We start from the raw sequence: 12594 nt of genomic DNA on the forward strand, positions 1-12594 counted from the left end.
TGATGCTTAGTTTTTTGGTAATAGGAATTAACGATAGTCCGCAGCCTGCCTTTACTGACGAAGTGAAGAGGGTGATAGATGGCGGGAAGGTGTTCTCGGGTGGCTTGCGTCATCATGAGATAGTGGGCGATTTATTGCCCGACGGAGCGCAGTGGATAGATATCACGGTGCCCCTTTCCGATGTATATCGAGAGTATCGTGATGTGGATGACAAGATAATCATTTTTGCTTCGGGTGACCCATTGTTCTTTGGTTTTGCCACAACCTTACAGAGGGAGTTTCCTGATGTGGATATCAAGGTATATCCTACGTTCAATTCGTTGCAAACACTTGCCCATCGTATTGTGATGTCATATCATGACATGACAATTGTATCGCTCACCGGTCGCCCGTGGAATGCCTTTGATGCCGCTCTTATTGAAGGACGTGACAAGATAGGCATACTCACCGACCGCCAACACACTCCATCTGCAATAGCCGAAAGGATGTTGCACTATGGATATGTGGAATATGAGATGTACGTAGGTGAGCATCTTGGAAACACCGACGCGGAGCGCGTTGCGCGGTATTCGATCGAAGACGCTGCTACTACTGACTTCTCATTCCCCAACTGCCTGATAATTACGAAAAATAATAATTCCTCATTTCAAATGGGTCTGCCCGACAATGCTTTCGCCATTCTCGATGGCAGACCCAAAATGATAACGAAGATGCCTATACGTCTGCTCTCTATCCAAGCCTTGGGTCTTAAATGCGGCAGTGTGCTATGGGATATCGGTTTCTGCACGGGCAGTATTTCCATCGAGGCAAAGCGCATGTACCCTTCCATAGATGTGGTGGCATTCGAGATACGCGAGGAAGGACGGAAATTGATGGAGGAGAACACCCGCAGGTTCCGCACTCCGGGCATAACGGCGGTAATCGGTGACTTTATGCAGCAAGACGTTACAACTTTACCTCAACCTACAAGTGTCTTTATAGGTGGTCATGGAGGAAAGATAGTGCAGATGGTGGCAAGGGTGGCACAGTTGCTCCCCAAAGGAGGAACTGTGGTGATGAACAGTGTGAGTGAAAAGAGTAGAACGCTATTCATAGGAGCCTGCCAAATGTTCGGGCTGTCGCTCGTGTCGTGCAACAGCATTCAACTTAATGATTATAATAAAATAGATATACTAAAATGCGTAAAGCAATAGTGACAATATCAGACGATGGACAAGCGTTGGCGACAATAGTGTCAAGAGAACTCCATGCCGACATCATTCCGCTTGGACAGGTAGCCGCCCAATGGTACGACTATGACGCTTTCGTGTTCATATCGGCTATGGGCATTTGTGTCAGGACAATAGCACCGTTATTAAAAGACAAACATTCCGACCCAGCTGTGGTGTGCATGGACACGGCAGGGAAGAATGTCATAGCTGTGGTGTCGGGACATGTAGGTGGAGCGAACCAACTCGCCGCTGATGTCGCAAGAGCAGTGGGGGCAATGCCTGTTATTACCACGAGGAGCGATATTGATGGCCTGTGGCAACTTGACTTATTAGGGAAGAGATTTGGATGGGAATTGGAACGCGAGGATATCAATGCTGAAATAGCCATGTTTGTAAATCGCCGTCCCACCGCTTTGTTGCTACAGGTGAATGACGAGGGAACAAGATGGCTCGAAGCCAATCTGCCTGAGCATGTTACTGTGTTCTATCGGGAGGATTGCATTGACAGTAATCTCTTTGACCTGCTTGTCGTAGTGGGATATAAATCGGTTTTTGTCAAAGGTATAAAAGCCACTCTACATTATATTCCGAAATGCCTATATGTGGGAATCGGTTTGGCGCACGATGCCGACATGGAATGTATTGACGAAATACGACACTGCCTTAACGACAAAGGGATTAATATGAAGGCAATAAAAAGCATTGCCACTATCGACGTGAAGAAAGGCGAGAAAGTGGTGGGCGAACTGATGAGGTGCGGATATGAAGTGAAATTCTATTCATCGGGAGAACTTAGTGAGATTATTGTTCCCAACCCGAGTGTTACTGTGGAGAAGCATGTCGGGACGTCCAGTGTGAGCGAGGCGGCCGCCATGCTGAGTGCCGACAACAATCAACTGTTGTTGGAAAAGCACAAAGGCACACAGTGGACACTTGCCGTGGCATTGGATTCAGCCTTCGACCGCTCTAAAGGACATGTAGAGATAGTGGGAGCCGGTCCCGGAGATCCCGAACTCGTGTCCATTCGAGGCAGGAAGTATCTTGAAAGGGCAGACCTGATATTATATGCAGGCAGTCTTGTACCCCGTCAGTTGACAGAATGTGCCAAACAGGGCGCAACAGTGCGCAACAGTGCATCGATGGCGTTGGAAGAGCAATGCAACTTGATGAAGACGTTCACCGACCGTGGCCTGCTCGTCGTGAGATTGCATACTGGCGACCCTTGTATCTATGGTGCCATACAGGAGCAGATAGACTTTTTCGAATCTCATGACATCAGTTATCATATCACTCCAGGTATCTCGTCATTCCTTGCCGCAGCCGCCGAGTTAAGGTCGCAGTTTACTATCCCCGGACGTTGCCAAACCATCATTCTCACCCGTGGCGAGGGACGCACCCCAATGCCTGAGCGTGAGAAATTGCACATGCTTGCCCGCAGCCGCAGTACGATGTGTATTTTCCTCAGTGCCTCTATCGTTGACGATGTGCAAGATCAGTTGTTGCAGGAATATCCAGAAGACACCCCAGTGGCAGTATGCTATCATCTCACATGGAAAGACCAGAAGATATGGCGCGGGAAACTGTCGTCTCTCGCAAACATTGTCAGAGAGAATCATCTCACACTTACCACAATGATTGTTGTTGGAGAAGCGGTGAGAGGGAACTCGGAAATGAGAAATGGGGAATCAAGTATGAGGAATGTATCAAAATTGTATGACAGGCATTTCACTCATCTTTTCAGAAAAGGCGAAGAATGATACTAATATTCGGAGGAACTACAGAGGGCAGGAAGGCGATTAAGGAAATTGAAGAAGCCGGGAAGCCATTCTACTACTCGACCAAAACCGGGGAGCAGCAGGTGGAGCTGTGTCATGGCATATCTGTCTGCGGAGCCATGACACGAGAGAAGATGATAGACTTCTGCAACGATAATGACATAAGGTTGTTGGTGGATGCCGCCCATCCTTTTGCTTCACATCTTCATCATACGGTGGCTGATGTGGCTGAATGTCTTAATTTACCGGCAATTCGCTTTGAGAGAATTTTTCCTCCGAGAGACTTGGATATCACATGGTGTGACTCATACGAAGAAGTGGTGGATAAAGTAAAGCCCGGTGAAACTGTGATTGCCACAACAGGAGTACAAAGCATATCTCACCTCAAAACATTAGAGGAAAAAGGGTGCGATGTGTATTATCATATATTAAAGCGACAGTCAAGCATAAGCAAGGCTCATGCAGAAGGCATTACCGACGACCGTATTGTTTTCTATGGTGAGGATTCCATTCATACAATAGGAAAGGGAACACTGATTCTGAAAGAAAGTGGTCTTTCCGGCGGCTATCAGGAAAAAGTTGATGAGGCAAGGAAGAATGGCATGAGAATAATTGCCATAAGGCGTCCTGTGACTCCCAAAGGGTTTCATATCGTTGATGGCGAACATGGTCTGCGCAGAATTATCGAGCGTTTACTGCCCGAATATTATCCACTCAAAAGTGGACTGACAACAGGAACGTGTGCCACTGCAGCGACAATCGCTGCCTACTCATCCCTTAGCGGACAGCAACCGCCCTCAGTACCTGTCGTGCTTCCTAATGGTGAGACTATCATGGTGGATGTATATTATGGCGATGGTTATTCCTATGTAATAAAAGAAAGCGGAGATGACCCGGATGTGACCAATGGGGCTGAGATAAGGGCGTGGGTGGAGCCAAATGAAGGTTCGCTTGTCATTGTCGGTGGCGATGGAGTAGGGCGGTTTACTCTTCCCGGTTTCGACTATCCCCCAGGCGAGGCGGCTATCAATCGTGTGCCTCGCGAGATGATTCATCGTAATCTTGGTAATGTCCACGTCAAGGTGACAATATCCGTTGTTGACGGAGAACGACTGGCACAAAGGACATTCAATCCCCGTCTTGGAATAAAGGGTGGAATATCCATAGTGGGTGTGTCGGGCATAATAAAGCCATTCTCTGAGGATGCTTTTGTAGAGAGCATAAGAAAATGCATGACGGTGGCTGCCGCTTCGGGATGTGGGGAGGTTGTAATCAACAGTGGTGCAAAGAGTGAGCGTATGGTTCGCTCGCGTTTTTCCACCCTTCCGCCGCAGTGCTTTGTGGAATATGGCAACTACATTGGAGCCACCATCACCATTGCAAGGGAACTGTCTATTCCTCATGTCCACCTTGTCATGATGATAGGTAAGGCAGTGAAACTTGCCGCTGGACATCTCGATACACATAGTCGCCGCAGCACGATGGACCGTGACTTTATCGTCTCGATGCTCGAAGAGTCGGGATGTGACAAAACGGTTTTGGCAAAGGCCCGTAACATCACTTTGGCACGGGAACTATGGGACATCATTCCTCAAGACAATATCGGGAGATTTGTGGAAGTATTGACAGATTATTGCCATAAGGCATGCAACCATATAATGACAAAAGAACAACTTGAAATAATTATTTTGAAAGATGAATAAAATATTGAATTTCATTGTGATGATGGCAGTAATACTAATTGCCGCATCATGTACGGGCAAGGGAAGCAGGAAAGAGTTGAACAAGAGTGCTGCTGACTCCATCGTTGAGGTGAAACCACAATATGCCAAAGGCTTTACGGTGAGGATGCTTGACAACGGAATCCGTCTTGTCGATGTCAAAGACCCGCAGAAATCAAAGGGTATGACATATCGCTTTGCATTAGTGAACACAGAAATTGATGCGGCAGATATTCCCGATGGATATACAAGGATTGATGTGCCAGTCAAGCGCACTATCCTCATGACCATGCTTCAGCTCTCCAACTTCACCATCCTGAATGCTCATGATGTGGTAAAAGGAATCACAGGCACGAAAAATCTGTTTGACAAAGACATTTTGCAGCGAGTGAAAAAGGGAGAAATAGTGAAGATTGGCATGGAAGGCAACTTTGACCCGGAACTGGTAATGGCGGCTGCACCCGATATAATCTTCATATCACCGTTCAAGCGTGGAGGATATGATGCCATCAAGGAGACGGGAGTTACTCTCGTGCCGCATCTTGGTTATAAGGAACTTGACCCTCTTGGACAGGCTGAGTGGATAAAGTTTGTAGCAATGTTCATAGGCAAGGAAAAGGAGGCTAACAAGATATTCAGCGATATTGCCGACAGATATAATTCACTGAAAACTAAGGTTGAGGCTGTTGGCGGTGAGCGTCCTTCCATATTCAGTGGTGAGATGCATGGTGGCAACTGGCATGCTGTGGGAGGAAAGAACTATCTTGCGCAGGTATTCCGTGACGCCGGTGCCGACTATGTCATCGACGATGATAACACAGGAGGTCTACCCATCGACTTTGAGACAATGTATGCCAAGGCTGCCAAAGCAGACTATTGGCGCATACTCAACAGTTATCCAGGTGAGTTCTCCTACGAGGCATTGCAGAAGTCAGAGTCTCGCAATGTCTTGTTCAAGGCTTTCAGGGACAGGAAGGTGATATACTGCAATATGAAAACCACACCGTATTATGAAATATCTCCCGTGATGCCCGACAAGGTGTTGGCGGATTTTATTGCTATCTTCCATCCGGAGGTCATGCCAAAGGGATATACCCCCACATTCTATAAAATATTGTAAGGAGAAAAGAGAAGATAAGAAAGATATATGTTAAAGCCAGGGTTAAGTTTTCTGACGATGCTCTCGCTCGTCGTCTTGTCCGCCGTGCTCTTTGTGGCAAATCTGTTCATAGGTACTGTGTCCATTCCTCTTGATGCCATTGTGGGGATAGTGCTCGATTTGCCCATTGAAGGATATACAGAAGACGAGATGACAATATGGAGCAATATAATATGGAACTCGCGCATGCCGCAGACCATAACCGCTTTGTTGGCAGGAGCAGGTCTGTCGGTGAGTGGATTGCAGATGCAGACGGTATTCCGCAATCCTCTTGCCGGACCATCAGTCTTGGGTGTCAGCAACGGGGCATCGCTCGGTGTGGCATTTGTCGTATTGCTCTCGTCATCGCTTGGAGGTGTGGCACTCAGCCGTTTGGGATATGTGGGAGATGTGGCGATTACGGTTGCTGCCATTGTTGGTGCTCTATCCATCTTGGCATTGATAGTCTTTGTGGCTCAGTATGTACGTGGCAATGTCACTCTTCTTCTCATAGGTGTGATGACGGGATATCTTGCTACGGCGATAATAGGAGTGCTAAAATTCTTCAGTGCCGAAGAAGATGTCAAGGCATACGTTGTATGGGGATTAGGATGTTTCACCCGTACCTCTGGTACCCAACTCGTAGTCTTCTCCTTATTGATGTCCATCATCCTTCCAATGGGAATGTTGCTGATAAAAACTATGAATATATTGATGTTAGGAGATAATTATGCCCGAAATCTCGGATTGAACATCAGGCGTTCGCGCATAATGGTGATTCTCTCGTCAGGATTGCTTGCCGCAGTTGTAACGGCATATTGCGGTCCTATAATGTTTGTGGGGCTTGCTGTTCCACATCTTGCCCGTGCTGTTTTCCGCACCTCCGACCATCGTTGGCTTATGCCGGCAACATTAATAAGCGGTATATCGCTCACCCTTCTCTGTTGCATTTTATCACGTCTTCCTGGTTTCGAGGGGGCCTTGCCCGTTAACAGTGTCACAGCGTTGGTAGGTGCACCAATAATTGCCGCTGTACTCCTGAAACGAAAATAAATAGGGAGAAGCCGTTTCATACGTCCAAGCTCGCTGTTTTCAAACGTAACTCTAAAAAAATCATAATTCGTAAGCGTCTGACAAAACTAAATCATCTTTTGAATCAGCATCTGCGTATTCGCATAGAAAGGAATATCCGTCTTGCCGAGGATGGATGGTGGCAAAGTGGCCATTTCCGAGAGATTGTCCATAGGCACCAATACGTTCTTCGCACCGTTCTCTGACAACATTGAGACTCTGTCGTTGAAGTTCATGGCGCGTTCTATTGCGCCGCCTATGCTGATATTCCCAATTACACCAAGGGCAGTTTTCAGGTTTCTTCCGAATACCGACGACACAATAGCTGCGAATGTAGCCCCACCAATGCCTTTATGCACTCCAATGCCAAGCATTGTGGTTATCTGTACCGTAATATCTATATTCGCAAGTGAATGATGCTGCGACAATATAGTCTTTTCGTTTGCACGTATATAGTTATAGGTATTCCTTATGTCTTCCTTTGCTTCTGTCGATGAGCTGCCGGAGATGGTTAGTTTTCCATTGCCAGGAATGGATATAACCTCTATTTTCACTAACGACACCTTATCCCCATTGCTTGTCGCTGTATAACATGTGCCTGGTGCAAGAGGTGCATCTTCTATCAGGTTTGTGCCACGCTCTTCCGGTACTGCCACAAAGAATTCCTCCTGTGTCTCCTTGTCAATGTATGAAAAGTTAGTGTCCCAAAACTCCATACCGCCTATTCTCTTGAGTTGCTCTTTCACCCTTCTGCGCATCTCAATTGCCCATACAAGATAGTTGCGCACGTCTTCCTTGGTAAACGCTCCGTCCGGGTGCATCAGTTTGATAAGTCCCGACACCGTCTTGCGCACCGGTTTCGTGTCTCGCTGTTTCATCTGTGCGCCAAGCGTAAAGTATTTGTCTATGGCATCAGTATAGGTTGTTTTGCGTTGTGTATGCAGGAACTCACTGAAGAAGTCTGTACTGAAACCAAAGTGGTTGGTGAAGTTGGAAGGGGCAAACTTCATAACCTCCCATCCAGGCAGGAAAAATCCGATACGATCCAGAAAAGCGGTATCGTTGCAAATCTTGTCTGAGAAAGGTGAGAACAGATGGGATGTCTGTAGCACCGTTTCAACAGGCTGATTGATATTGCCATTCAGGATGATGGAAGCGTTGGCTGCCTTTTCGCCCGACCTGCCGCCTCTTGAGAAAGAGCCACTCTCCATATAGTCCTTCATCAGTGGCACCACCTCACGGTCTTTGAACAGTTCGTCGGTTGACTCGTCGAAGCATATCGCGTCCCATTTCCCGACGGCTCCAATCTGTCCGTTGGCATTGTTGACAAACAGCGACGCTGCCGTTCCCTGTCCGCCACTGACGAGCATAGAGTAAGGAGAAAGCTCCTTGAAAACAAATGATTTTCCTGACGATCGTGGACCCAGTTCCGCCATGTTGAAGTTGGCTTCCACCAAAGGAATGAACCTTGAGAGCAGCAACATTTTCATTCGTTCTGTCATTCCTTCCGATTCAGGTTCGTATCCGCCACTGCGTAACAACACGTTTAGCCATTCCTCATTTGAGAACATGGCGCGTGCTCTTGCCACTTTGTCTTCCTCAAAGTTTGACAACTGTATCGGTCGTACCTTGCTTACCACAAAAGGATATATCTTCTTGCCGATTACTATGGTATTGTCATAGTCAATGTCTATGATAGCCCAGATGCCGCCCAGCATCATCTTCTCGTGCTGGCTGATAATCTCTTCCGAGATATTGGCATCATGGATGGCAAGATTTGACATTTCCGCCCAGTACTTGTCTTTCGACGGGTCAAGTCTCACGGAAATCTTGTCGATAATCTTATATGTGCCTCTTTCACGAATCTTCGCCTGCACAAGTGTAGCCTCGTCGGGATTGACATAGTGATCATGCAACACGCGCTTCACGCTTTCAATACCCTCCTGTATTTTCTCTTCGTCATCCGTGCTGCAAGAGTTGGCAAGCAGATATTCCAGCACAAACACAGGAACATTTGCTCCTCCCTTCACACTGCGCACTACATCCTTGCGCACTACATATCCTTTGAACAGGTCAAGAAGTTTTAAGTCAAGTTCTATCATGTCTTCAATACTTTTTTTGTTTAGAACAGGTCATCAATATCCCTTGATGACGATTTTCTTATCTCACAACTGTCAATCTGTGCAGCTGTTTCCTTGTCAGTGATAACCACTTTGTCTATTCCGTCGCTCCATTCATATTCCTGGCTAAACGTATCACCAGGTTTCATGGTATGTAGCGCATTACCATCTGCCAATTTGTTGCCTGCAAAAAGCATCACCTTTATTTTCCTTTTCTGTGTAAACAGGCTCTCGTCACATCTATCAGCTTTCAACTTTACGGTGAAGTAATTCCCAGTGATATTCCTTAGTTCACTCTTGTTGGAGATTGCAATGCCAAACGTAAAGTCATCGTTCTTTTTGGTGAGTTCATATACCGGGATGATACACTCCTGTGGGGTAAAGCCTCCATGGGCATAACCGTATGCTCCACGTGTGACAAATGGTTTGTCGGTGCGGGCATAATACTGATAATTACTGTCAAAGTATCTGCCTTCATTTTCAATGAGCTTTGTTGAAGGTAATGGATTGTCTGTCAGCACAAACCGCTCTTCTATCCTCAATATCTGACCATTAGGTCGTGGTTCCTTGTCTGCCTCGTCAAGAATGCCTGTTATTACAAAGCCATGGTCGGTTGTAAGCACCACCTTTTCATAGCCAAGACGGAAGAGCGTCTTTGTCTTTTCTCGCAGTTCTGTCTCATAATTGTCAATGTCCTTAAGGCCGCCCATCTGCTTCTTTTCACCCACTTCGTCAATATCTCCATAGGTGAGTACCAACTTCTTGGCCGTTGTGCCTTCGCCAAACATGCCCAGAGGTAGAATCTCCACGTCTGGACATACCTTCTTTAGGTTGGCAAACCTTGCCTGTGTATTTGTTGTAGGTTCCTCACATCCAAACAACGCACTCATTCCGTTCTCTGTGACAGAGGGGAGAACCGCCAAAGCCACATTCCTGCTTATCATCATATCCTTGTCAGTCAAGCCCTTTGCTACGCACTCGGCGATTTCCAAGCGCAGCCCGTCACATACGATAACTGCCGTGCGTTTGTCGCCTTCGAGAGCATTGGCAACAATGCCCGCCTGTGTCGGTGTGTATTTCCCGTTCAAGGAATACCATTTTGTCAGCAGTTCCTTGTTCAGTTGGGTATAGTGTTCTTGCAGTGGGCGTAGGGTAGGCTCGTCGTTCAGCCAAGCTACGTATATCTTCCTCATGGCAGTGTCAAGCATCGAGAAGTTCTGTCTGTAGAACTCTGCCATTTTGGTGTAATCGTCAATGTCGTTCATGTCCTTCATCTCAAAGGTGCAGAGTGTCAGCACACTACTGAGCCATTGCGGTTTGAACACCTTTGCTTTCCGGCTTGCAGAACGTTTTTGTATATACTTGACAATGTCTGTTGTGTCTTGCCCTGACTTTATGGCATTGCTCAACTGTTTCATCAACTTGCGGTCAAGAAAGTCAAACGGATGGTCGGGATGCACCTCCAGTGTATCGATGTCAACATTCAAAGTATAGCTTTCAACACATTTTCTTAGCACGTCAACTTTTTCCGCGCTGTCGGCCCATTGGTAATACACATCGAGCAGCAAGCCTTCTATCGTGTTGTCAACTATACGTTGGAACATGACATTTACCACCTCGTGCGCCAAAACGTCTGCAGGTTGTTCGGTTGGAGTCTTACCTATTATATTATATACCTCGTCACGGAACACATTCCATAGTGTGTCGTCCATCTCCTTTCTTTTGTCATTGGGAGCATACAAGAAAGGCAACAAGCTTTCTTTCATGTTCAGCGGCTCGGTAATGCCCTCTGCCACCGAAATCCACCATTTCAGGTCTTTCCCCTCGCTCAGTTTTCCCGCCAACAACAGTTTCTCGCGTGCTATAGTAGTGTTCTTGCCAGTGGCGTCAAAAAGTTTCTGCCTGATGTACGCCTCCATGTCATCCAATGCCAACAGTCCTGCCGTCTGCACATATTCCTGAAGGAAAGTGAGTTTCTCCGCCTTTTTCTTGGCGTAGAATACCACCTTCTGATTCCTGTACTTCGACTCAGCAAGATATTTTGCCTCTATCTCGCCCCATTCGTCCTTGACGGCTATCAGCATATACTCTTGCGGCAAGTAGTTGAGCAAGTAGTAGCCTTCGCCTCGTGCATCAGTCACCACTATGTAGCGATGCTCTCCGAGCACCCTTTGTATGTCATCAATGAACCACTTCTGTATCATGTTCTGTCCTCTTTATATATAAAAGAATTGCGATTTTCTTTTCATGTTATGTCACTCATGACAAAAAATCACGATTTTCTTTAAACGTCCATTCTTTCATAACAAAAAATCACGATTTTCTTTACACGTTCATTCTTTCATAACAAGAAATCACGAATTTCTTTTCATGTTGTCTTTCTTATAGTAAGGAATTGCCAATTTCTTTATGCGTGATAATCGTTTCTCCAGTTTGCTGACCATACTCTCCTCTTGTCATAAAAAGATTGACCAATTCTGTATTGATGAAATAATTTTCTTTACCCATCTTAACTTTTTCAAGTAATCCCATATTTGTAAGGTCTTCCAGATATTTTGATGCTGTAGGTCTTGAAACAGATAAGTCATTCATCAAGAATTCGATTTTTGTATAGGGGTGAAAGAACAGGTTATTGAGGAGGTCGTGCTTATATTTCTTTCCAAATGCAGGTCTTATTATTGTTTTGAATGAAATCATAAGATTAGATATTCCCTTTACCATATCAATGGTAAAAATCGCTGTTTCCTCTATGCCTTTGAGAATAAACAGAATCCATTCTTCCCATTCCTTAAAATTGTCATTTTGCTTATCACGTATAGCTTGTAGAAGTCTGTAATAATCTGCTTTGTGATGAGTGATGAATCGACTCAGATAGAGAATGGGCATATCCAATACATCTGTTTGTATCAGATATAAGATATTCATAATTCTTCCAGTTCTTCCATTCCCGTCTCCAAATGGATGGATGCTTTCGAATTGATGATGGATTATTGCCATTTTCACTAAAGGGTCATAGTCGCACAATTTTTCATCATTGACAAATTGTTCCAGATTGTTCATAGTCCTATTTATCGTGTCAATATCCTGGGGTGGAGTATAAACAATACGTCCGTCAACACTGCTTTTTAAAGACGTTCCAGGAACGGTTCTGAACCCCTCGTTGTTTTTAACAAGAACACGCTGTATGTCTTTTATTGTATTTATTGTAAGCAGATTGTTCTCTTTTATTAAGTTGAACCCATGAGATATTGCCTCCCTATATCTCAGCACCTCTTTTGCTGCTGCGCTGACAAGGATTGACTGATTGTCCAACCCTGCTTGATAGAGATCATCTTGTGTTGTCACGATATTCTCTATAGCTGAACTATCCTTGGCTTCTTGCAAAGTTAGGCAACTAATAAGTATTCTTTCATTAGGAATGGTTTTTGCCACACCTTTCAATTCTGCCAACTTCTTGTTAGAACGGTTGACTTGTTTTAAAACCTCCTTGGTCTCCAAATCATATCCAAGAGGTAAGTGGGGTATTTTATATTGTTCCATGATTCAAATAATGATTAT

General features: G+C 45.6%; 8 protein-coding genes. 5 read left to right on the forward strand and 3 right to left on the reverse strand.

Translation table 11 applies throughout. The annotated features are described in order from the left end of the window. Window positions 1-2: 2 nt before the first annotated feature. From cbiE to CIK98_RS02085, 5 genes are read left to right on the forward strand one after another with little or no spacing between them, the layout of a single operon-like run. The gene (gene cbiE, locus CIK98_RS02065; protein WP_094382621.1) at window positions 3-1193 is read left to right on the forward strand and encodes a precorrin-6y C5,15-methyltransferase (decarboxylating) subunit CbiE; all 1191 of its coding nucleotides are present in this window, start codon (window positions 3-5) and stop codon (window positions 1191-1193) included. Then, window positions 1178-2968 (forward strand): precorrin-4 C(11)-methyltransferase, encoded by a 1791-nt coding sequence (cobM, locus tag CIK98_RS02070; RefSeq protein WP_094382622.1) that lies wholly within the window; start codon window positions 1178-1180, stop codon window positions 2966-2968. Before cbiE ends, cobM begins: the two co-directional genes overlap by 16 nt. Continuing rightward, the gene (cbiD, locus tag CIK98_RS02075) at window positions 2965-4689 is read left to right on the forward strand and encodes a cobalt-precorrin-5B (C(1))-methyltransferase CbiD (RefSeq protein WP_094382623.1); all 1725 of its coding nucleotides are present in this window, start codon (window positions 2965-2967) and stop codon (window positions 4687-4689) included. Before cobM ends, cbiD begins: the two co-directional genes overlap by 4 nt. Continuing rightward, a complete protein-coding gene (locus CIK98_RS02080) occupies window positions 4682-5827 on the forward strand; it encodes an ABC transporter substrate-binding protein (protein ID WP_094382624.1) in 1146 nt (381 codons plus the stop codon). Before cbiD ends, CIK98_RS02080 begins: the two co-directional genes overlap by 8 nt. Before the next feature lie 27 nt (window positions 5828-5854). Continuing rightward, on the forward strand, window positions 5855-6898 hold the full coding sequence (locus CIK98_RS02085; protein WP_094382625.1) for an iron ABC transporter permease: 1044 nt from the start codon (window positions 5855-5857) through the stop codon (window positions 6896-6898). Between the two features lie 86 nt (window positions 6899-6984). On the opposite strand, the gene brxL is transcribed toward CIK98_RS02085, so the two are convergent. The 3 genes from brxL to CIK98_RS02100 form a co-directional block, all read right to left on the reverse strand. Then, entirely contained in the window at window positions 6985-9018 is a 2034-nt protein-coding gene (gene brxL / locus CIK98_RS02090; protein WP_216358946.1) for a protease Lon-related BREX system protein BrxL, read from the reverse strand. A gap of 20 nt (window positions 9019-9038) precedes the next feature. Beyond that, window positions 9039-11240: a PglZ domain-containing protein gene (locus CIK98_RS02095; RefSeq protein WP_094382627.1), complete on the reverse strand. Its 2202-nt coding sequence runs from the start codon at window positions 11238-11240 to the stop codon at window positions 9039-9041. 178 nt (window positions 11241-11418) lie between these two features. Then, a complete protein-coding gene (locus CIK98_RS02100) occupies window positions 11419-12576 on the reverse strand; it encodes a Fic family protein (RefSeq protein ID WP_094382628.1) in 1158 nt (385 codons plus the stop codon). Window positions 12577-12594 lie beyond the last annotated feature (18 nt).

This window comes from Prevotella sp. P2-180 (assembly GCF_002251435.1).
Classification (GTDB): Bacteria; Bacteroidota; Bacteroidia; order Bacteroidales; family Bacteroidaceae; genus Prevotella.

Excerpts from the sequence above, each read along its gene's own strand:
- brxL (WP_216358946.1), bottom strand. The coding sequence starts at position 9,018 with ATGATAGAACTTGACTTAAAACTTCTTGACCTGTTCAAAGGATATGTA.
- CIK98_RS02100 (WP_094382628.1), bottom strand. The coding sequence starts at position 12,576 with ATGGAACAATATAAAATACCCCACTTACCTCTTGGATATGATTTGGAG.
- cbiD (WP_094382623.1), top strand. The coding sequence starts at position 2,965 with ATGATACTAATATTCGGAGGAACTACAGAGGGCAGGAAGGCGATTAAG.
- CIK98_RS02095 (WP_094382627.1), bottom strand. The coding sequence starts at position 11,240 with ATGATACAGAAGTGGTTCATTGATGACATACAAAGGGTGCTCGGAGAG.
- CIK98_RS02085 (WP_094382625.1), top strand. The coding sequence starts at position 5,855 with ATGTTAAAGCCAGGGTTAAGTTTTCTGACGATGCTCTCGCTCGTCGTC.
- CIK98_RS02080 (WP_094382624.1), top strand. The coding sequence starts at position 4,682 with ATGAATAAAATATTGAATTTCATTGTGATGATGGCAGTAATACTAATT.
- cobM (WP_094382622.1), top strand. The coding sequence starts at position 1,178 with ATGCGTAAAGCAATAGTGACAATATCAGACGATGGACAAGCGTTGGCG.
- cbiE (WP_094382621.1), top strand. The coding sequence starts at position 3 with ATGCTTAGTTTTTTGGTAATAGGAATTAACGATAGTCCGCAGCCTGCC.